Source organism: Rhizobiaceae bacterium, from assembly GCA_023953835.1.
In the GTDB taxonomy this organism is placed as follows: Bacteria; Pseudomonadota; Alphaproteobacteria; order Rhizobiales; family Rhizobiaceae; genus Mesorhizobium_G.
Genome location: JAMLJB010000001.1, coordinates 1,547,899 through 1,569,238, shown reverse-complemented (window position 1 = coordinate 1,569,238; position 21,340 = coordinate 1,547,899). Strand labels below are relative to the sequence as shown.

General features: G+C 61.1%; 20 protein-coding genes. 7 read left to right on the top strand and 13 right to left on the bottom strand.

Annotated elements, in window-relative coordinates; translation table 11 throughout:
* Positions 1-52 precede the first annotated feature (52 nt).
* A complete protein-coding gene (thpR, locus tag M9924_07315; protein MCO5064213.1) occupies positions 53-646 on the bottom strand; it encodes an RNA 2',3'-cyclic phosphodiesterase in 594 nt (197 codons plus the stop codon).
* A gap of 109 nt (positions 647-755) precedes the next feature.
* Positions 756-1,382: an arylesterase gene (locus M9924_07310; protein MCO5064212.1), complete on the bottom strand. Its 627-nt coding sequence runs from the start codon at positions 1,380-1,382 to the stop codon at positions 756-758.
* Between the two features lie 55 nt (positions 1,383-1,437).
* Between M9924_07310 and M9924_07305 the strand changes: the two genes are divergently transcribed.
* From M9924_07305 to M9924_07290, 4 genes are all read left to right on the top strand, one after another.
* Entirely contained in the window at positions 1,438-2,130 is a 693-nt protein-coding gene (locus M9924_07305) for an ABC transporter ATP-binding protein (protein MCO5064211.1), read from the top strand.
* Positions 2,131-2,133: 3 nt separating this feature from the next.
* Entirely contained in the window at positions 2,134-4,719 is a 2,586-nt protein-coding gene (locus M9924_07300) for an ABC transporter permease (GenBank protein ID MCO5064210.1), read from the top strand.
* A gap of 191 nt (positions 4,720-4,910) precedes the next feature.
* On the top strand, positions 4,911-5,687 hold the full coding sequence (locus tag M9924_07295; GenBank protein MCO5064209.1) for a Bax inhibitor-1/YccA family protein: 777 nt from the start codon (positions 4,911-4,913) through the stop codon (positions 5,685-5,687).
* 90 nt (positions 5,688-5,777) lie between these two features.
* On the top strand, positions 5,778-6,353 hold the full coding sequence (locus M9924_07290; GenBank protein MCO5064208.1) for an N-acetyltransferase family protein: 576 nt from the start codon (positions 5,778-5,780) through the stop codon (positions 6,351-6,353).
* 3 nt (positions 6,354-6,356) lie between these two features.
* Here the strand turns inward: M9924_07290 and phaP are convergent, their stop codons facing one another.
* From phaP to M9924_07275, 3 genes are all read right to left on the bottom strand, one after another.
* A complete protein-coding gene (gene phaP, locus M9924_07285; protein ID MCO5064207.1) occupies positions 6,357-6,791 on the bottom strand; it encodes a TIGR01841 family phasin in 435 nt (144 codons plus the stop codon).
* A gap of 57 nt (positions 6,792-6,848) precedes the next feature.
* Complete coding sequence (locus M9924_07280) at positions 6,849-7,235, bottom strand: DUF2794 domain-containing protein (protein ID MCO5064206.1); 387 nt, start codon at positions 7,233-7,235, stop codon at positions 6,849-6,851.
* Positions 7,236-7,505: 270 nt separating this feature from the next.
* Positions 7,506-7,721: a hypothetical protein gene (locus M9924_07275; protein ID MCO5064205.1), complete on the bottom strand. Its 216-nt coding sequence runs from the start codon at positions 7,719-7,721 to the stop codon at positions 7,506-7,508.
* A gap of 580 nt (positions 7,722-8,301) precedes the next feature.
* Between M9924_07275 and holA the strand changes: the two genes are divergently transcribed.
* Positions 8,302-9,333 carry a DNA polymerase III subunit delta gene (gene holA, locus M9924_07270; protein MCO5064204.1) on the top strand — a complete coding sequence of 344 codons (1,032 nt, stop codon included), beginning with the start codon at positions 8,302-8,304 and terminating at the stop codon, positions 9,331-9,333.
* Positions 9,334-9,368: 35 nt separating this feature from the next.
* Here the strand turns inward: holA and M9924_07265 are convergent, their stop codons facing one another.
* The 5 genes from M9924_07265 to mnmE form a co-directional block, all read right to left on the bottom strand.
* Complete coding sequence (locus M9924_07265) at positions 9,369-10,250, bottom strand: ParB/RepB/Spo0J family partition protein (GenBank protein MCO5064203.1); 882 nt, start codon at positions 10,248-10,250, stop codon at positions 9,369-9,371.
* A gap of 17 nt (positions 10,251-10,267) precedes the next feature.
* The gene (locus M9924_07260; GenBank protein ID MCO5064202.1) at positions 10,268-11,059 is read right to left on the bottom strand and encodes a ParA family protein; all 792 of its coding nucleotides are present in this window, start codon (positions 11,057-11,059) and stop codon (positions 10,268-10,270) included.
* A gap of 5 nt (positions 11,060-11,064) precedes the next feature.
* Positions 11,065-11,706 (bottom strand): 16S rRNA (guanine(527)-N(7))-methyltransferase RsmG, encoded by a 642-nt coding sequence (gene rsmG / locus M9924_07255; protein MCO5064201.1) that lies wholly within the window; start codon positions 11,704-11,706, stop codon positions 11,065-11,067.
* The gene (mnmG, locus tag M9924_07250) at positions 11,703-13,580 is read right to left on the bottom strand and encodes a tRNA uridine-5-carboxymethylaminomethyl(34) synthesis enzyme MnmG (GenBank protein MCO5064200.1); all 1,878 of its coding nucleotides are present in this window, start codon (positions 13,578-13,580) and stop codon (positions 11,703-11,705) included. The genes rsmG and mnmG overlap by 4 nt, the downstream gene beginning before the upstream one ends.
* An 88-nt stretch (positions 13,581-13,668) precedes the next feature.
* Positions 13,669-14,967, bottom strand: coding sequence for a tRNA uridine-5-carboxymethylaminomethyl(34) synthesis GTPase MnmE (gene mnmE / locus M9924_07245; protein MCO5064199.1), 1,299 nt, complete (start codon positions 14,965-14,967; stop codon positions 13,669-13,671).
* 35 nt (positions 14,968-15,002) lie between these two features.
* On the opposite strand from mnmE, the gene M9924_07240 reads away from it, so the two are divergent.
* Positions 15,003-17,039, top strand: a complete 2,037-nt coding sequence (locus tag M9924_07240; GenBank protein ID MCO5064198.1) for a thioredoxin domain-containing protein — start codon at positions 15,003-15,005, stop codon at positions 17,037-17,039.
* Here the strand turns inward: M9924_07240 and rho are convergent.
* The 3 genes from rho to hemE form a co-directional block, all read right to left on the bottom strand.
* The gene (gene rho / locus M9924_07235; GenBank protein ID MCO5064197.1) at positions 17,036-18,301 is read right to left on the bottom strand and encodes a transcription termination factor Rho; all 1,266 of its coding nucleotides are present in this window, start codon (positions 18,299-18,301) and stop codon (positions 17,036-17,038) included. The two genes, M9924_07240 and rho, sit on opposite strands and share 4 nt — an antisense overlap.
* A gap of 158 nt (positions 18,302-18,459) precedes the next feature.
* Positions 18,460-18,993 carry a protoporphyrinogen oxidase HemJ gene (hemJ, locus tag M9924_07230; protein ID MCO5064196.1) on the bottom strand — a complete coding sequence of 178 codons (534 nt, stop codon included), beginning with the start codon at positions 18,991-18,993 and terminating at the stop codon, positions 18,460-18,462.
* Positions 18,990-20,030, bottom strand: a complete 1,041-nt coding sequence (gene hemE / locus M9924_07225; GenBank protein ID MCO5064195.1) for a uroporphyrinogen decarboxylase — start codon at positions 20,028-20,030, stop codon at positions 18,990-18,992. The genes hemJ and hemE overlap by 4 nt, the downstream gene beginning before the upstream one ends.
* 374 nt (positions 20,031-20,404) lie before the next feature.
* On the opposite strand from hemE, the gene M9924_07220 reads away from it, so the two are divergent.
* Positions 20,405-21,226, top strand: a complete 822-nt coding sequence (locus M9924_07220) for a kinase/pyrophosphorylase (protein ID MCO5064194.1) — start codon at positions 20,405-20,407, stop codon at positions 21,224-21,226.
* Positions 21,227-21,340: the final 114 nt, after the last annotated feature.

The following is a 21,340-nucleotide window of genomic DNA, read 5'->3' as shown; positions in this document are numbered from 1 at the left end:
CCTCCCTGCAAGATGCCGGAAACCGAATTGACCCTGCCGAAGCCGAAGCGCCCTACCGGACCCCGCGGGAGGCGTCGGACGGGCTTGCAGGCGCGCTCACCGCGCGGATATCGGTACCGAGAGGCCAGGCCTCCTCCACGATATAGGGACCGCCGCCGACCGAATCGCGCGAGGACATCAGCACAAAGCGACCGACCTTGAACGGCATTGCCGCGAAGTTGCCGCGCGCGGAAAGGTAGAGCGCCACCGCGTCCGGCGAGGTGTTGCGCAGCCGCGCCAGCGTGACATGGGGCGAAAATTTTCGGGGGTCGGAGGGAAGGCCAAGCCGCGCCGCAATGCGGTCAATCTCGGCCTGAAGGGCGAAAAGGTCGGGCGACGCCGCAACGCCTGCCCATAGCGAATGCGGTTTCTTGCCGCCGAACGCACCGACGCCTGAAAGCGTCAACTGAAAGGCCGGTCGGCGCACCCGATCGAGCGCGTTGACGATTTCGTCGGCGACGTGACCTTCGATGTCTCCGAAAAAGCGCAGGGTCAGATGGTAGTTCTCGACATCGATCCACCGCGCGCCGGGCAGCCCTCCGCGCAGGAGCGAAAGGGAAAGTGCAGCGTCCCGGGGAATTTCGAGGGCGGTGAACAATCGGGGCATAGGCAGGCTCCCTTTCTCGAATCAGACGCGCAACCCAAACGAATCATCGTTTGTGCGGCACGGCAAGCGCTTTGTGCTGTTGTTTGACCGGGTGGTTAAACTTCGCTTCTCAGCCGCTCGACGCAATGGCTTTTTCGACGGCCGGCAGGATGCGTTCGACGATGCGGTCGATACCGGCGGCGTTGGGATGCAATCCATCCTCCAGAAGATAGGTCTTGTCGGCTACGACGCCATCCAGAAAAAAAGGATAGAGCGCAACCTCGTATTTTCCGGCGAGGCGAGGATAGATGGCGTCGAACTTCGCCCTGTAGTCCATGCCGAGATTCGGTGCGGCGCGCATGCCCGCCAGAAGCACCGGAATGCCACGCTTCTGAAATTGCGCGAGCATCGCGTCGAGGTTCTTCTCTGTCAGGTCGGGAGACACGCCGCGCAGCATGTCGTTCGCGCCAAGTTCGAGGATCACAAGGTTGGTCCCGTCGGGCACAGACCAGTCCAGCCGCGACAGGCCGCCACTCGTGGTGTCTCCCGAAACGCCTGCGTTGGCGATCACGACGTCGTGACCCTTCGCCTTGAGCGCCGCCTGCAATTTGTCCGGAAAGCTCTCGCCATTTTGAAGGCCGTATCCGGCCATCAAACTGTCGCCGAATCCGACGATCTGATAGGGGTCGGCATGCGCGGGAGCCGCCGGAGCAAGCACAAGGACCGCCAGCGCGATCAGCATACGTTTGACTGCCATCTTCCAATTCCCATATGAGCCGCAACATCTTGTGCCTCCCATATAGGATTTTCTTGTGACAATGCCCGTCATCCAACTGAAGGACGTATCGCTGACGCTTGGGCAGGACGCTTCGTCCGTTCAGGTGCTGAAAAGCGTGTCGCTCGATGTCGCGGCGGGCGAGGCTACGGGAATCGTCGGGCCGTCCGGCTCGGGCAAATCGACCTTGCTCATGGTTCTGGCCGGACTGGAGAAAGTCGATTCCGGTCGCGTCATGATCGCCGGCACCGAATTGACGGGCATGGGCGAGGACGCCGTCGCATCCTTTCGCGGGCGCAATGTCGGCATCGTCTTCCAGTCCTTCCATCTCATACCCAATATGACCGCGCTGGAGAATGTCGCGGTGCCGCTCGAACTGGCGGGCCATCGCGATGCCTTCGCCGTCGCCAGGGACGAGCTTGAGGCGGTGGGGCTGGGCGAACGGACGAGCCACTATCCCGGCCAGCTTTCGGGCGGCGAACAGCAGCGCGTGGCGATTGCGCGCGCACTTGCGCCGGAGCCGCGCATCCTCATAGCCGACGAACCGACCGGCAATCTCGATCAGGCGACCGGCAGGCAGGTGGCCGACCTGCTGTTCACCAAGGCGCGCGAGCGAGGCATGACGCTTGTGCTGGTCACGCACGATCCGGCGCTGGCCGCGCGTTGCGACAGGCAGATATCCATGAGGTCGGGCATCATCGAGGCCAGCACACAGGCATCGGTGGCCTGAAAGATGGACGCCACCCGCTCCCCGCTTGCCGCTCAGCCGCCGACAGGCGTTCCGCGCTTCGGGCTGGCGTTGCGGTTCGCGCTGCGCGAGATGCGCGCGGGCTTGTCCGGCTTCCTGATTTTCGTTGCCTGCATCGCGCTGGGCGTCGGCGCGATCGCTGGCGTCAATTCCGTTGCGCAGGCAATCGCCGACGGCGTGGCCGACCAGGGCCAGGCGCTGCTTGGCGGAGATCTCCGCTTCGAGCTGAACCAGCGGGAAGCCTCGGCACAGGAGCGTGCGTTCCTCGACGGCCTCGGAACCGTGGCGGTCAGCGCCGGGATGCGATCCATGGCCCGCCTGCCCGACGGCTCGGACCAGGCGTTGGTCGAGGTCAAGGCCGTCGACGCGGCCTATCCGCTGTACGGGTCGCTTTCAACCGCACCCATGCTTCCGGGCGATCAATTGTTCGGCCAGCGCAACGGTGTCTATGGCGCCGCCGCGCCGCAAATCCTGTTCGACCGGCTCGGCCTCAGGCCGGGCGACGCTATCGAGCTCGGCAACCGGCGCATCGAGTTGCGCGCGCTTCTGGAAACCGAGCCGGATTCCATTTCCGACGGTTTCGGCTTCGCGCCGCGCCTGCTGGTTTCAATGGATGCGCTCAGGGCGTCGGGACTGGTCCAGCCGGGCAGTCTCGTCGAGCATGTCTACAAGGTTCGATTGCCCGCCGGCACAAGCGACGCAGCGTTGCGCTCGATCCGCGACAACGCCCAGCGCGAATTTCCACAGGCCGGATGGAGCATCAGGACCCGCACCAACGCCGCGCCCGCGCTTTCGGCCAATATCGAGCGGTTTTCCCAGTTCCTGACGCTGGTGGGCCTCACCGCTTTGGTCGTCGGCGGCGTGGGCGTGGCGAATGCGGTGCGCGCCTATCTCGACAGCAAGCGCAGCGTGATTGCGACCTTCAAAAGTCTCGGCGCATCCGGCGGGTTCGTGTTCGCAGTCTACCTGATCCAGATCATGCTGATTGCGGCAATCGGCATCGTGGCCGGGCTGGTGCTTGGCGTCATGATGCCCTTCATGGCCAAGTCCGTGCTGGCTTCGCTGATCCCGGTTCCGGCGGAGGGCGGTGTCTATCCCGGCGCGCTCGCCATGGGCGCGCTGTTCGGCGTGCTCGTGACGCTCGCCTTTGCCGTGCTGCCGCTCGGGCGGGCGCGCGACGTTCCGGCGACCGCCCTTTTTCGCGAGCTTGGCTTCGAATTGACCGGCCTGCCGCGCTTCGTTTACGTGGCCATCGCCGCAGGCGTCGGCATTGCGCTTGCGGGCCTCGCGGTGCTTTTTTCCTCCGACCGGCGCATTGCCATCATCTTCGTCGCGGCGGCCGTCGGGTCGTTCCTTGTGTTGCGCGGGGTCGCATGGCTCGTGCAGGTGCTGGCGCGGCATGCGCCCGCCGTGCGCTCCACCCCGCTGCGTCTTGCCGTCGGCAATATCCATCGCCCCGGCGCGCTGACGCCCTCGGTCGTCCTTTCGCTGGGGCTGGGGCTGACGCTGGTGGTGACGCTGGCGCTGATCGACGGAAACCTGCGGCGGCAGATCACAGGAACGATTGCGGAGCGCGCACCGAACTTTTTCTTCGTCGACGTGCAGCCTGCCGAGATCGACGATTTCGTCCGGTTCGTGCAGGCCGAAGCGCCGCGCGGCGCGCTTCAGCGCGTGCCCATGCTGCGCGGGCGCGTGGTTGCGCTCAACGGCATCGATGCGCAGACCGTCAAGGTTCCGCCGGAAGGCGCATGGGTGCTGCGCGGCGACCGCGGCATCACCTATTCCGAAACGATCCCGGAAAATGCGGTGATCTCGGAGGGAGAATGGTGGCCGAAGGACTATGCCGGGGAGCCGCTCGTTTCCTTTTCGGCAGAGGAGGCGCAGCAGATTGGGCTCAAGATCGGGGACACCGTGACCGTCAACGTGCTTGGCCGCAACATCACCGCCCGCATCGCCAATCTGCGGCGGGTGCAATGGGAATCGCTCGGCATAAATTTCGTCATGGTCTTCTCGCCCAACACGTTTGCCGGTGCGCCGCATAGCTGGCTGGCGACGCTGAAAGAGCAGAATGCCGCGCCCGCCGACGAAGCCAGATTGCTGAATGCGGTCACCAAGCAATTCCCTGCGGTCACCTCGGTGCGCGTCAAGGATGCGCTCGATGTGGTGAACCAGCTTGTCGGCCAGCTCGGCACCGCGATTCGCGCGGCTGCGGCGGTAGCGCTCATCGCATCGGTCCTGGTGCTTTCCGGCGCGCTGGCGGCGGGCAATCGCGCGCGCATTCACGATGCCGTGGTGCTCAAGACGCTCGGGGCAACCCGCCGCACGCTGATCGCCGCGTTCAGCCTCGAATATCTGCTGATCGGCCTCGCCACCGCCGTCTTTGCGTTGCTGGCAGGCGGCGTCGCGGCCTGGTACGTGGTCGCGCGGGTGATGAAACTGCCGTCTGTGTTTCTGCCCGAGGTGGCGGTTGCGACCATTGTCGTAGCGCTGCTGCTCACCGTGGGTTTCGGACTTCTCGGAACCTGGCGCATTCTCGGCCAGAAGGCCGCGCCGGTCCTGCGGGAACTATGATTCGTGCAATCTCACTGAAATGTTAGCATGATTTCATGCAGAATCGCGCCTCACGCCCTGTTGCAGCGCGCAACAGGTCTTGTCGTGGAGGCCAAGAATGATCATATTTCGCGCAGGCATGCTGGAAGTCCCGCCAGCGGCGCCTGGGCGTGTGCCCGACACCCGACGGGACGGAAGCAACAGAGGAAAACATGGCTGAACTTCGCAATTATCAGTCTCAACTGGGCACGGGTGCGCGCACCGGCGTCGAGATCGACGAAGGTCTTCGCGCCTATATGCTCAAGGTCTACAATCTCATGGCCGTGGCGATGGTCATCACCGGCGTCGCCGCGCTTGGCGTCATCATGCTGGCGACCACCAACGATCCGTCGGCTGCGGCTGCGACGCTCGGCAACGGCAAGATGCTGACCCAGTTCGGCGTCACGCTGTTCGTCTCGCCGCTCAAGTGGCTCGTGATGCTGGCCCCGCTGGGTCTCGTCTTCTTCCTGGGTTTCCGGGTCAACCAGATGAGCCTTTCGGCTGCGCAGACCACGTTCTGGATCTATGCCGCACTGGTGGGCGTCTCGCTCTCGACAATCTTCCTGGTGTTCACCAGCCAGTCCATCACGCAGACCTTCTTCGTGACGGCAGCGGCGTTCGGTGCGCTCTCGCTCTATGGTTACACAACCCGCCGCGACCTATCGGCGATGGGTTCGTTCCTGATCATGGGCGTGTTCGGCCTCATCATCGCGATGGTGGTGAATATCTTCCTGCAGTCGTCGGCGCTCCAGTTCGCCATCTCGGCGATCGGCGTGCTGGTGTTCTCTGGCCTCACCGCCTACGACACGCAGAAGATCAAGGAGATGTATTTCGAGGGTGACGACGTTCTCGTCGCGGGCCGCAAGGCGATCATGGGCGCGCTGACGCTCTATCTCGACTTCATCAACCTGTTCACCTTCCTGCTCCAGTTCATGGGCAATCGCGAATAGGGCGACTGGCACAAGAGTTCGAAGGGCGGCCATCTGGCCGCCCTTTTTGTTTCGGCGTATGTCTGCTGCCGATCATTGCCGGGAGAACCCATGACCGTTTCCATTCGTGACGCCACGGAGAGCGACCTTCCGGTGCTGACCGCGATCTACGCCGATGCCGTGGACCACGGCACCGCCACCTATGAGCTGGAAGCGCCGACACTCGATGAAATGCGGGCACGTTTCGCGAACCTCCGGGCGAGCGAATATCCTTATCTGGTCGCCGAGGAAGCTGGACAGGTGATCGGCTACGCCTATGCCGGGCCATTCCGCGCGCGGCCGGCTTATCGGTTCATCGTCGAGGATTCGATTTACATCGACCCGCGCGCCAAGGGCAAAGGCATCGGCAAGCTGTTGATGTCGGCGCTAATCGAGGCATGCCGGGCGGGCGGCTATCGCCAGCTCGTCGCGGTGATCGGGGACGGCCATGCCGACAGCCCCTCCGTGCGGCTCCACGACCGCATGGGCTTCCGGCATTGCGGCGTACTGGAAGGCTCCGGCTACAAGCACGGTCGTTGGCTCGACACCGTTTTCATGCAGCTTGAAATGAATGGCGGGAATCGCGCCGAACCCGATCCCCAATCCGTGCCGGAGCGGCTCTACCACGCTTCCTGCGGCAGAGCCTGAGCGTCAGCCCATCCGCTTTTCATAGGCGTCGCGAATTTCCTGCATTGCGGCCTTGATTCGCTCGCGCAGGATTTCGGTCGATTCCTCGCCGGACTTGCGCACGATCTCGCCCACTTCTCCTGCATGCTTGACCGCCGCCTCGAACGATTTGCGGGCAAACTCCGCATTCTTTTCGAGCGCTTCCTTCGGCGCGCCGCTGGTGCGCATCTTGTGCATCATCTCGGTCATGTCCTGCATGCCTTCCTGCAGGGCCTCGCGCTGTTTCGCCAACACCGAATTTGCACCCGCCGCGCCTGCCGATGCCGCCTTTTGCAGCGCTTCGAGGTTTTTGCGATGGTGCGCGAGGATCGCGTCCACATCGACCTGCGGCATCTTCAGGTCTTTTCCGAACTGCGAGAACATTTGCATGAAGTCCGGCATTTCCGGTTGCTTGGCCATGTTTTCCTCCCTGACATGCTTTTGCATGAGAATATGCCAAAGTCCGATACGGTCAATTCAGCCTTCGATCAGGCGCAGCTTCTTGTCAAACACGCCGAGCACGCGGGCCAGTTCATGGCCACGCTTCAGCACCTGCCCGGTTCCCGTTATGACGGCGAATGCGCCCTGCTTGCGCGCCAGCGCCGGATTCTTCACGATCTGGAACAGCGGCGTCTCACTCGCGCGCCGAAACACCGAGAATATGGCACGGTCAAACGTGTGGTCTATCGCGTAGTCCCGCCATTCATTTGCGGCGACCATACGCCCATATAACCGAAGGATGGAATCAAGCTCGCGTCGCTCGAACGAAACCTGGCGCAGCGGCTTGCGCTGCTTCGGATCCGGAAAAGGAATGAGTATTGCCGGCTCACCCTCGCCCTTTGATCCGCTTCCACGTTCCGTCATTCAGAAGTCCTTTGACAACGGAATTGCAGGGTCGCCTTTTCATTAAGGAAATGCAAGAGTTAGTGGTGAATGGCGCGGGTTTTGCGGGGCGGCGCTGATCACGGGATGAAACATTCTGTAATGATTGGTGATTATGGGCCGCATTCTTGCCGCAATTTATCCTAGTTGATGCCCAAAATAAAATCGACGGTGTTGCTGTTGCCTGAGACGGTTCGGTCCGGTTTTGCTCGTAACCCCAAGCCCCCCGCCCACGAGCCTTACCGGATCGAATCAGGCATCCCCGTCAGAAACGGGCAATTGACCGGCAGGCTGTGAAGCTTCGCCGGTTTTGTTTTTTCCCGATATTCGTGGCTTTGCAGGTTTTGAGAATACCCACGCGAGCATGAGAACAAAGGCCGGCGGCATGGTCAGCCAAAGCGCCTTGATCGCATCGGGCGAAGCCCGGTAGCTGATGAAAAAATCCTGCCAGAAACTATAGCTGTCCAAATTGCGCCCCCGATGCGAATGCGGTCACCGAGGGGCCCCTTTTCAAGCCCGTATTCCCCTCTGGTGACCGGGGGGTTCACAAGCCGCCAAGAGACGACCGCCTCCGTCTTTAAGCGTGAGCTCTGGACATGCACGGAGGCCCCCCCGGCGTATCCCGTCGAGGAGTTGTCGTTTTGCAGTCGACAAGGACCGCTCTTGGAGGGGTTGTGACGCCCCGGGCCTGACTGACAGGCCCAACGTGACGCTATTCCACAATTTGCTAAAATGGAAGCGTGATTTTATGGCTGGCGCTTGCGCCGCCCCTCATCCGCCTGCCGGCACCTTCTCCCACAAGGGGAGAAGGCGGGCATCAGCAACGTCTCGCTCCTTCTGCAACGCCGACGATTGAAGCTGGTGCGCATGACATCCTCCTTCTCCCCTTGTGGGAGAAGGTCGCGGCAGCGGGATGAGGGGTTGTGCAAGCATGGCAAAGACGTTCGGTGAATCGTTTGATGGTGGAGAGAGGCAAGGGTGAGGGGCAGCGCCGACCTATCTGCCGAATGACTCTTGAACGGCGGAAAAATGCTGATAGGCAGAACCGATGGCTCAAAAGAAGGCGCATGAGGTCGATGGCTGGCTGTCCCGCCCGGACGCCGGCAAGCCGATTGTCCTGCTCTATGGGCCGGACCATGGGCTGGTGTCCGAGCGCGCCGCGGCATTCGTGAAACAAACAGGCTTGCCGGTCGACGACCCCTTCACGGTCGTGCGACTTGATGCCAGCGAGGCCGACGAAAGCGGAAAGCTCACCGCCGAGGCGAATACCGTCTCCATGTTCGCGGAAAAACGTCTGCTCTGGATACGCAACGCGCAAGCGCAAAAGGGATTGGCCGACGAAGTCAAGGCGCTGTGTGCCGCGCCGCCGGAGGCCACGCTTGTCCTGATCGAAGCGGGAGACCTTAAAAAGGGCGCGCCGCTGCGCGCGGTGATTGAATCCTCCGACAAAGCCGTCGCGCTTCCGTGCTATGCCGACGCCGAACGCGATCTGGAAGCGCTGATGGACCAGACGTTTTCAGCAGCAGGACTGTCGATTTCGATGGAAGCCCGCAACGCCCTGCGGCGAAATCTCGGCGGCGACAGGCTGGCGACGCGCGGCGAACTGGAGAAGCTGTCGCTTTACGCCCACGGGAAATCGCGCATCGAACTTGACGATATCCGCGAACTGACGGGTGACGTTGCCGAATTGTCGATGGACGATTGCATGGATGCGGTTCTGGAGGGGCGGCTGGAGGTGTTCGACACACTTTTTCGGCGAAACGTCCGTGCGGGTTCTCCGGCCTTCCTGCTCGCCAATGCGATGATGCGGCAGATGCAATCCCTGCGTGTGCTTCGCGCTGAACTGGATGCGGGCAAGCGCAGCGCCTCCGAGATTGTTGGTGCAGCCCGTCCGCCGATCTTCTTCAGCCGGAAACGAACAATCGAAAACGCGCTGCGTCGCTGGTCACTGCCATCGATCGACCGCGCGTTGGCGCGATTGAGCCACGCCGTACTGGAAACGCGGCGCCGTCCGGAATTGGCTGATTCGATTGTCAACAGGGCGCTGACGGCGATCGCAATCGAAGGAACCAACCGCTAAAATTAGCCGATTAATTATATTTAATTTGCCGGCATTTAATGCTGCAATCGCCGGCAAAGCGCATCGAGCTGATCGAGCGTTTTGTAGTAAATCCGAACTTCGCCGCCCTTTTCCTTGTGATTGATTGCGACGTTGAGGCCGGAAATGTCCGACAGCAGCTTTTCAAGCGCCCGCGTGTCCGGGTCCTTTTCCGACGGAAGCCGCTTGGCTGCCGTGGATGTATTCCGGTCGGAAGCAGGCATTTGCGCCAGCGCTTCCGCCTGGCGCACCGACAGTCCCTCCTCGACGATCCGCTTCGCAAGCCAAGCGGGGTCCTCAGCGGTCACGAGCGTGCGCGCATGACCGGCGGAAAGCGCTCCATCTACAAGCATATCACGAATGACCGGCGGCAGTTTCAGCAACCGGAGCGTGTTGGCCACGTGGCTGCGGCTCTTGCCGATGACCTGGCCGAGATCGGCCTGCGTGTAACCATGCTCATCGATGAGCTGCTGATATCCAGCGGCTTCCTCGACGGGATTGAGGTCCGCGCGCTGCACATTCTCGATGATCGCAAGTTCGAGAGCCGTGCGGTCGTTCACCTCGCGGACGATCACCGGAATTGCGGTTAACCCGGCGCGCTGCGCGGCGCGCCAGCGTCGTTCGCCCGCAATAATCTCGAACTGACCGGCGACGCTGGCGGACGGACGCACAACGACGGGTTGTACAACACCATGTTCCCGAATGGATTGCGCAAGGTCGACCAGATCGTCCTCCGCGAATGACCGGCGAGGATTGCGGGGATTGGGCGCGATCAGTTCAATCGGAACGCTGCCATCTGGACGCGGGGCAGGCGATGACGGCGTTGCGGGCCTGTCGATTTCACCGATAAGGGCCGCGAGGCCGCGTCCCAGGCGCTTTTTTGTCGGATCTTCATTCATCTGCGCTGGTCCTGTCGTTAGGCCGCCTTCAATCGCCGCTCCCGGCGAATGACTTCGGATGCGAGTTGCAGGTAGGCCTGGCTGCCCGTTGACTTCAAATCGTACAAAATCGCAGGCTTGCCATGCGAAGGGGCCTCCGAAACACGCACATTGCGCGGAATCACCGTCTGGTAGACGGTCTCCCCCATATTCGCCCGAACATCCTCAACTACTTGATTCGCAAGGTTATTTCGTCCGTCAAACATGGTCATGACGATGCCCTGTATGGTCAGCGCGGGGTTGATGGAGCCACGCACCTGCTCGACTGTCTGGAGCAGCTGGCTGAGCCCTTCGAGCGCAAAGAACTCGCATTGGAGCGGAACCAAAACCGAATCCGCCGCTGCCATCGAGTTGAGCGTCAGGAGATTGAGCGAAGGCGGGCAATCGATCAGCACATAGGTGTAATTCATCGGCTCGGAGCCACGCAGGGCGTTGCGCAGGCGCAAGACTCGGTCGGGCGCCGCCGAAATCTCCATTTCGAGCCCTAACAGGTCCAGTGTCGATGGCACGATCCAGAGACCGGGCACTGCCGTCTCGACAACAGCATCCTGAAGCGTCGATTCTCCGGTCAAAACGTCATAGGAAGAGCGCTCGCGGTCCCGCCGATCGATTCCAAGGCCGGTGCTTGCATTGCCCTGCGGGTCGATATCGACGATCAGGACCTTTTCGCCTATCGCAGCAAGCGCAGTAGCCAGATTGATCGCCGTCGTGGTCTTCCCGACGCCGCCTTTCTGGTTTGCAACCGTAATGATCCTAGGTCCGCCAGTCATTTTCGTCACCCGGCATCGATGCGCGCCACGTTGGAAACCTCGAGAATGACACTTTCCGCGTCAATTCGACTTGGATGTCTTATCAAATCGAATCGCCACTTGTCAGTGCTTTCTTCAACTTCCCGCTCATAATCCCGGCCTTTGTGGAACAGGCCGCGTGTACCGGCCGCAAGCCAACCCTCTGTCAGCCCGAAAAGATCGCTGAGCGGGGCAAGCGCGCGTGCTGTTATCACTGGCGGCGCAGCATTCTCCGCGACGACACGTTCGATCCGATCCGCACTCACGATGGCCGGAATATGCAGGGCCCCGCTAGCTGTTTGAAGAAACGACGCTTTTTTACGATTGCTTTCAACGAGCCTAATCCTGCCGGACGGGCGCGAGCGCAGCAAAATACCGAGCACAAGACCCGGAAAGCCACCGCCCGAGCCCAGATCGGCAATTTCGGTTGCGTCGCCAAGATGCGGCCAAAGCTGTGCGGAATCGAGAATATGCCGCCGCCAGGACTGTTCGACGGTAGAAGGCGCGACAAGATTGATGCGTGCACTCCATTTGTGGAGAAGCCGGTCGAGATCCACCAGTGAATCGAATGTTTCACGTGAAACGTTGCCGGCGATCTCTCGTAGCTCCGCGTATTGGTCGTCGCTCACGCAGCACCCCGAACGGCAGCCCTTTCCGCCTGCCGGATACGCACGAGCAATATCGCCAGCGCCGCCGGGGTCATCCCCTCGATCCTTGACGCCTCACCGATGCTCGACGGCTTTCGCTGCTGGAGCTTCTGCTGCAATTCCTTGGAAAGGCCCGGCATTTCACTGTAGTTCAGGTCAGCCGGTATGCTCAACCGCTCTTCCTTGCGAAGCTCCACGACATCTGACGCCTGACGCTCCAGATAGACGGCGTATCTTGCCTCAGTCTTGACCGCCTCGACGGCCTTCGCATCAAAACTCGCCAATTCCGGCCAGATTGCAGCCAGTTGGTCCTCTGAAACGTCCGGATAGGACAGAAGCTGGAACCCGCTGCGCTTGACGCCATCCATATTGACTGCGATTCCATGGCCCCGCGCATCATTCGGCGTTAGAAATACATTTTTCAGATAGGATCGCGCTGCAGAGACCGCCTCCTGCTGGCGCACAAACCGATGCACCCGCTCAGTCGAAGCAATCCCCCATTCCATCGCCTTCGGCGTCAGGCGCTCATCGGCATTGTCCGCCCGCAGCGAAAGGCGAAACTCCGCCCGAGACGTGAACATCCGATAGGGTTCCGAAATGCCCCGGCTGATCAGATCGTCAATCATCACGCCGATATAGGATTCCGTACGACTGAACCGTACCAACTCGGACCCGCCCGCCTTGCGCGCCGCGTTCAGCCCAGCGACGATGCCTTGCCCTGCGGCCTCCTCATAGCCGGTCGTCCCATTGATCTGCCCCGCGAGAAATAAGCCGTCGATGCGCCGCGTTTGCAGCGAAGCGTCCAGTTCGCGCGGATCGATATGGTCATATTCAATTGCATAGCCCGGTTGCAGCACCGCCGCATGCTCCAAACCGGGTATCGTCCGTAGGAAAAGGTGCTGCACTTCTTCCGGCAGGGACGTCGAAATCCCGTTTGGATAGATTGTATCGTCGTCCAGCCCCTCCGGTTCAAGGAAGATCTGGTGGCCATCGCGCTCACCGAATTTGACGATCTTGTCCTCGATCGAAGGGCAATAGCGCGGCCCGACGCCCTCGATCGAACCGGAATACATTGCTGAACGGTGCAGATTGTCCTGAATGATGCGGTGTGTTTCCGGCTGGGTTCGGGTTATGCCGCATTCGATCTGCGGATTGGTGATCGCATCCGTCATCAGAGAAAAGGGCTGGGGATCGGCATCGGCATCCTGCTTGTCCAGACCCGACCAATCGATGGTTCGACCGTCTAGGCGCGGCGGAGTACCGGTCTTGAGGCGGCCAAGTGCAAAGCTATGCGCAGCGAACGTCTTGGACAGACTCATGGAGGGCTGCTCGTTCATCCGTCCCGCCGGAATCTTCCGATCACCAATATGAATCAGGCCCCTGAGGAAAGTGCCTGTAGTCAGCACGACACTGCGGCACGCGATCTCGCCAATGGACGACACGACTCCGTTTATCGTTCCATCTGTAACAATGAAGTCGAGCGCCTCGGCCTCGATGACATCAAGCCCCGCCTGCTCGGAAATGGCGGCCTGCATGGCCAAACGATAGAGTTTTCGATCCGCCTGCGTTCGGGGGCCGCGCACCGCCGGGCCTTTCTTGCGGTTCAGCATACGGAACTGAATTCCGGCCGCATCGGCAATACGGCCCATCAAACCATCGAGCGCATCGATCTCGCGCACCAGATGGCCCTTGCCGAGACCGCCAATGGCGGGATTGCACGACATCACCCCTATCGTATCACGCTTCAAGGTGAGGAGCGCCGTGCGCGCACCGGCCCGCGCGGAAGCACTTGCGGCCTCACAGCCTGCATGCCCGCCGCCGACGACGACAACGTCATATGTCCTCGAACCGTTCATGGCCTTGCGGCTGACACAGACAGTTCCCGGGAGTCAAGTGTTTCACGTGAAACGCCCCACATTTCTCCCCGTCCCTGTTTCACGTGAATCATTTCCCGATGCAGAATCGCGAAAAGATCACATCCAATATGTCCTCAACATCCACCTGCCCGGTGATCCGCCCAATATCCATCGACGCTCTTCTCAGCGCCTCGGCCTGCAACTCCGTCTGTCCGTCGAAGCCCTCCATCGCTTCACGGATCGACGAAAGCGAGCGTTCAAGCAACTCCACGTGCCGACTGCGCGCAGGCAAGATATCCGCCACGTTGCCAACCGCATCCCGGGCGCGCGCAGCGATCTCATCCAGCAATTCCAAAAGCCCTGCACCCGTCGCCGCCGATATGCAAATATCAGCGCCCAAGACAGGGACCCCAAGATCGAGCTTCGATCCTACGAGCAACGCACCGGGAATGCGCTCGACGGCCGTGCCTGACGAAAGGTCATGAAGCTGCAGGACCAGATCGGCGTCCCTCGCGCGTGCCCTCGCACGCTCAATACCGAGCGCCTCAACCTTTCCAGCTCCTTCGCGTATCCCGGCGGTATCCGTCAGCCGCACCTTCATCCCGTCGAGATCAAGCGCCACTTCGATGAGGTCCCGCGTCGTGCCCGGTTCATCCGAGACGAGCGCCACATCCCTCCGCGCAAGGGCATTCAACAAGCTCGACTTACCCGCGTTTGGCGGCCCGACAATGACCACATCAAAACCGTCCCGCAGGATTTCCGCCCGGCCAAACCCCTCCAGATGCGTTTCAATCGACCGGGCCAACCCAGCCAGTTCTTCACGAACCCGATGCGAAACTGATCCCGGCACATCTTCCTGATCTGAAAAATCCAGCTCAGCCTCCAGCAACGCCCTCGCGCCGATCAATTGTGATCGCCAATCCTCATAGAGCTTCCTTTGACCGCCCCCGCTGTTCAGCAGAGCAAATCGACGTTGCGCTTCCGTATCGGCTTCGATCAAGTCCGCCAGCGCTTCCGCCGCCGTCAAGTCGATCTTACCATTCAGAAAGGCGCGCCTGGCGAACTCTCCCTGTTCCGCCGAGCGCAGGCCGGGCCGCCTCGCAAGCTCGGCCAGCATTCGCGCCACCACCGCACGGCTGCCATGCAGATGAAACTCCGCGACATCCTCACCCGTAAAGCTCTGCGGTCCGGGGAAATAGACCGCGAGGCCAGAATCGATCCTGCCACCCTCAGCACCGCAAAACGATCCATAGGACGCCACGCGCTCCTGCGGCAAACGACCGAACAATGCCTTTACTGTCGCGGTGGTCCCCGGGCCGGAAAGCCGGATCACGGCTATGCCTGCCGGGGTCGGACCACTCGAAAGCGCAAATATGGTATCGATCATTGCCGGCCCTCGTGCTGGGGCATAGGGTGTGGCCCATGTCCCAAATCGCAGTCAATCCCCGATCAGAAAATCTCCTCGCGCACGAGACGAGCCCATACCTCTTGCAGCACGCGTCCAACCCTGTCCATTGGCGGCCGTGGGGACCAGCGGCGCTTGAAGAAGCGAGGAAGCGCAATTGCCCGATACTGCTTTCGATCGGCTATGCAGCGTGCCACTGGTGCCATGTCATGGCGCACGAGTCTTTCGAGGACGAAGAGGTGGCCAAACTTATGAACCGCCTTTACGTAAACGTAAAGGTCGACCGTGAAGAGCGCCCGGATATCGACCAGATCTACATGGCGGCATTGTCTGCCATGAACGAACAGGGCGGATGGCCGTTAACCATGTTTCTGACACCGGATGGCAAACCGTTTTGGGGCGGCACCTATTTTCCTAAGCTGCCCCGCTATGATCGCGCCGGATTTGTCCAGATCCTTCAGGCGATCAGCAATGCATGGGCCGAAAAGCGCGAAGAAATTGAAGGCAGCGCCGGCTCCCTGACAGCACACATCGATTCTCGCCTCGCTCGCAGCGCTTCCGATCCGACAAACGATGACTTCCTGCCACGTCTGGCAGGCGCGCTGCTGCCCATGATCGACCGGCAGCGCGGCGGCCTGAAAGGTGCGCCGAAATTTCCCAACGCTCCCTTCCTCACCACACTGTGGCTGCAATGGTTGAATGTGGGGGACACCGACTGTCGTGAGGCGGTACTCATAAGCCTGCGCAAGATGCTCGCAGGAGGAATATACGACCATGTCGGAGGAGGGCTGGCGCGCTATTCGACCGATGACGAATGGCTCATCCCCCATTTCGAAAAAATGCTCTACGACAATGCGCTTCTGTTGCGCCTCTGCAACTGGGTCTATGCCCACTCGGCTGAGCAACTGTTTCGGAAGCGAATCGAGCAGACGGTCGATTGGCTCCTGCGCGAGATGCAGACCGATGCCGGCTTTGCGTCCAGCCTTGATGCCGACAGCGAAGGCGAGGAAGGCGTTTTCTACACCTGGTCAAATGCGCAATTGCGGGACGCACTCGGCAACCAGCTTCCGAACCTCTCAACCTTTTATTCCCAGGGCACACAGCCCCAATGGGAGGGCGACCCTGTTCTGTTCCAGACCCCGGACCAGATCATCGCCTCCGAAAGAGGCCCGGAAGCCGATGCAGCTATCCGTTCCTTGCTGCTGGCAGACCGCGAAAAGCGCCGCACCCGCCCGTCGCGCGACGACAAGGTCCTCACGGACTGGAACGGCATGGCAATCCAGGCGCTGGCCGAGACTGGAAAATCTCTCCAGCAGCCGAAATGGATCGAATGCGCCGCAGTGGCATTCGAGAGAATCACAATGTCCGCGGACGAGGGGGGACGGCTGCCGCACGCCGCCCGGGCCGACCGGCGGCTCTATCCGGCATTCTCGAGCGACTACGCCGCAATGATCAACGCATCCGTCTCTCTTTACGAAGCGACAGGCACAACCACCTATCTCGATCATGGGCGTTCATTCCTGAAGCTGCTCGACATATGGCATGGCGACGATACTGGCCTCGGCCATTATTTCACGGCCTCCGACAGTGCGGACGTCCCGATCCGTATTCGCGGCGATGTGGACGACGCTACGCCTTCCGCCAACGCCCAGGTCATCGAGGCCATTGCGCGGCTGGCGTCCGCAACGGGCGAAGCAGCGCTCGCCCTGCGGGCGCAAGAGATTTCACGGCACGCGCAGGCGCGCATCCGCGACCAGCAATTCGGCCAGGCGGGGATCATCAACGCATCCGCGATTGCCCGCCAATCGATCAAGCTTGTTCTCGTGGATGACGCGAAAGAGAGGCTCGTTGCGGTAGCGAATCGAATTCCCGATCCGCGCCGTGTCGACATCGTCCATCGCATGGGCGAGGCCGGAGCCGTTCCCGAACTGACCGAAGGCGTTTATCCAACGACCGAGCGGCCCGGCGCGTGGCTGTGCACGAACCAGACCTGCCTGCCCGTCATAACCGACGAAAACGAACTGGCGCGAGCGCTGACGGCCCGCGCCGGTTAGGTGTTCATCGAATCGAAGAAATCGGAATTGGTCTTGGTCTGCTTCAGCTTGTCGATCAGGAACTCGATAGCGTCCGTGGTTCCCATCGGCGCGAGGATGCGGCGCAGAACGAAAATCTTCTGGAGATCCTGCTTCGGCACCAGCAGGTCCTCCTTCCGCGTGCCGGACTTGAGAATGTCCATGGCGGGATAGATGCGCTTGTCGGCGACCTTGCGATCGAGCACGATTTCCGAATTACCCGTGCCCTTGAACTCTTCGAAGATGACTTCATCCATGCGGCTGCCGGTATCGATCAGCGCCGTCGCGATAATGGTCAACGACCCGCCTTCCTCGATATTGCGCGCCGCGCCGAAGAACCGCTTCGGTCGCTGCAGCGCATTCGCGTCGACGCCACCGGTCAGAACCTTGCCGGATGACGGCACGACCGTATTGTAGGCGCGGCCAAGCCGCGTGATCGAATCGAGCAGGATGACCACGTCACGGCCATGCTCTACAAGGCGCTTGGCTTTCTCGATCACCATTTCGGCGACCTGCACATGGCGTGCCGCCGGCTCGTCGAAAGTTGACGAGATTACCTCGCCCTTCACCGAGCGCTGCATGTCGGTGACCTCTTCCGGCCGCTCGTCGATCAGCAGCACGATGAGATAGCATTCAGGATGATTGGTGGTGATCGAGTGGGCAATGTTCTGCAACAGCACGGTCTTGCCGGTGCGCGGCTGCGCCACGATCAATGCACGCTGGCCCTTGCCCAGCGGCGCGACCAGGTCGATCACGCGCGGCGAAATATCTTTGCCGGTCGGGACCGCCATCTCCATTTTCAGGCGCTCTGTCGGATAGAGCGGGGTCAGATTGTCGAAGTGGATCTTGTGACGGATCTTTTCCGGATCATCGAAATTGATGGTGTTGACCTTGAGAAGCGCGAAGTAGCGTTCGCCTTCCTTCGGGCTGCGGATCGGGCCTTCTACCGTGTCGCCCGTCTTGAGTGAAAACCGGCGAATCTGAGAGGGCGAGATATAGATGTCATCCGGGCCGGGAAGGTAATTTGCGTTGGCCGAGCGGAGGAAGCCGAAGCCGTCCTGCAACACCTCGACCACACCGTCGCCGATAATCTCGACATCCTGCGCCGCGAGCTTCTTGAGAATCGCGAACATCAGCTCCTGCTTGCGCATGACGCTGGCGTTCTCGACCTCGAGCGATTCGGCGAAGGCGATCAGATCGGTCGGCTTCTTGTTCTTGAAATCCTGTAGTTTCATTTCCTGCATGGGTGGGCTCTGGGTATGTAGGGGGAAGATGTCGGCGATGCTCAGAATGCCGAAAGCGCCCGATCTTGGAAAGGAAACGCGCGCGGAACGGGAAGGAAGAACCGCTTTTTACGCTTTGCTGAAGGAAAGAGCAAGAGGCGGCTAATAATGCCCTGCAATCAAAAAGGCTTTACCACAACCAGCACGACGATGACGATCATCAGTACGGTCGGCACTTCGTTCACAATGCGCCAGTGACGCGCCGGCCTGACGTTCTCGTCATTGGCGAACCGCCGGACCGCAACCGACAGATAACCATGCACGCCCGACAATACAAGGACGGCGAAAATTTTGGCATGCAGCCAGCCGCCCATGAAGCCGAAACCCTTCCAGGCGAGCCATAGGCCGAACGCCCAGGACACCACCATCGCCGGATTGATGATGCCGCGCAGGAGCCGCCGCTCCATGACCTTGAAGGTTTCCGACTGCGGCGAACCCTTCGCGGCCTCCGCGTGATAGACGAAAAGGCGTGGCAGATAGAGCATGCCCGCCATCCAGGAAATCACCGCGATGACATGGATCGCCTTTGCCCAGTTGTAGAAGCCGTCACCGCCCAGAATGAAAAGCAGGGCGGTCAGCACGATCAGAATGCCGATCCCGGCGGCCATCCTGACATAGGCGATGCGCGGCGACGTCGTGCCTTGTTCGGTCATCGTGGCCAGCTCCTCACCTGCTTGAGCATCGCTTCGACATGCGGAATCGGTGTTTCGGGTGTAATGCCATGGCCGAGGTTGAACACCAATGGGCCAGTCGCAAGATTCTCGAGGATCGCCCGCACCCCGTCCTCCAGCGCCTTGCCGCCCGCCACCAGCCGCACCGGGTCCAGATTGCCCTGCACCGCGCCCGCCTTCTGCAATTCCCGCGCCTCAGAAAGCGGGACCGTCCAGTCGAGTCCCAGCGCAGCAGCTCCCGTCACTTGCCGGTAGCTCGAATACCTGCTGCCCGCACCGCGTGGAAAGGCAATAACCGGCACATCGGGACAGGCTTCCGCAACGCGTCGCACGATCTTCGCCACTGGCTCCACGCAGCAGCGCTCGAACAGATCCTGATCGAGGACCCCTGCCCATGAATCGAAGATCTGCACGACGTCCGCGCCAGCTTCGATCTGCCTGATGAGATATTCCGCCGACTTTTCCGCCAGCAGGTCGAGCAGCCGCTTCATTTCAGCCGGATAGCGATAGGCAAACAGCCGGGCAGGGGCCTGATCACTCGTTCCGTGCCCGGCGATCATATAGGTCGCCACGGTCCATGGCGCGCCGCAAAAGCCAATCAGCGTCGTCTCGTCCGGCAGCTCCGCCCGCAACCTGCGCACAGTCTCGTAGACCGGCGAAAGATTCACGTGAAACGCGTCCCCCTCAATCCCCTCGACCTCGTCCGCCTGCAGAGGCGTCATCAACGGACCCCGACCCTCTTCGAAGCGCAGGTCGCGACCCAGCGCGTGCGGCACGACCAATATGTCGGAAAAGAGGATCGATGCGTCGAAGCCGAACCTGCGTATCGGTTGCAGCGTCACCTCAACGGCGAAATCGGGATTGTAGCAAAGATCGAGAAAGCTCCCTGCTTCAGCGCGCGTCTGGCGGTATTCAGGCAGGTAGCGTCCAGCCTGACGCATCATCCAGATCGGCGGCGGGAGGCCGTCTGTTCTTCCCTTCAATACCTCGACAACGCGTCGCTTGCCGGTTGGCGTCATAAATAATCAATCTCTAGAGAAAAGAGTCTTTTGATTCTTAGACTCTGTTGGAATCGGGAATAGGCCATCATTCACAATGGTCGGCCGCCGCGCCAGATCGCATAGTGTCGCGGAACCCCGGTTAAGGATTTGTTAACTGTGGGGATATCCGGAAACTGCGAGCGCCGACAAGGATTTGCGGAGTGCATCCCGCGACCGCGCCATCCGTGCTCCGATGGCGGCAAGACTTTCCCACGCAATCTTCCACAGGGGTCAAGCCGCCCGCGCATCCGTGTGAATTGTGGACAAGTGGCGATCTGATACAGTCCGCCCGGAGCAGGCAGGGTTTTTCTCCAGCCTTTTCCACAGATGCCCACAGGGCCGGGAAAAACCGTGTGAACAGATCGCAGAATTTCTTCCATCTCCACCTGATTTCCGACGCGACAGGCGAGACGCTGCTGGCGGCGGGCCGCGCGGCTTCGGCACAGTATAAGGAAGCGCGCGCCATCGAGCATATCTATCCGCTGATTCGCACGGACAAGCAGTTGACGAAGGTGTTCGAGGATATCGAGGACGAACCCGGTATCGTGCTCTACACGGTGGTGGACCAGTCGCTCAGCCGCCAGATCGACGAGCGCTGCGCGACGCTCGGCCTGCCATGCGTATCGGTGCTGGAACCCGTTCTGACCGTGTTCCAGACCTTTCTCGGCGCACCGGCGGGCAGGCGGGTGGGCGCGCAGCACGTGCTCGACGCGGACTATTTCAAGCGCATCGACGCGCTGAACTTCACCATGGAACATGATGACGGGCAGCTCCAGCATGATCTGGACGATGCCGACATCGTGCTGATCGGCATTTCACGCACCTCGAAAACGCCGACCAGCATCTATCTGGCCAATCGCGGCATCAAGACCGCGAACATTCCCATCGTGCTGGGCGTGCCGCTGCCGCAAAGCTTGTTCGAGGCGAAAAACCCGCTGATCGTCGGCCTCGTCGCCACCGCCGAGCGCATATCGCATGTGCGGCAGAACCGGCTCCTTGGGGCCACCTCGGGCTTCGATCCCAATTCCTATGCGGACAGGGTGCATATATCCGAAGAACTCACCTATGCGAGGCAGCTTTGCACGCGCCACGGCTGGCCGATGATCGATGTCAGCCGGCGCTCCATCGAGGAGACCGCAGCGGCCATCGTTGCCTTGCGGCGGAAGAATCGCTAGAGCGTTTCATGGTCAGGTTGAGGCATTCTGTTTGTCGGTTGGCGAGGCGATCCGCAAGGAAGGCCGTGAAGTGCGGGCTGGTGGCCCGTTCGAGCGGCATGACGAAGCGGGCGC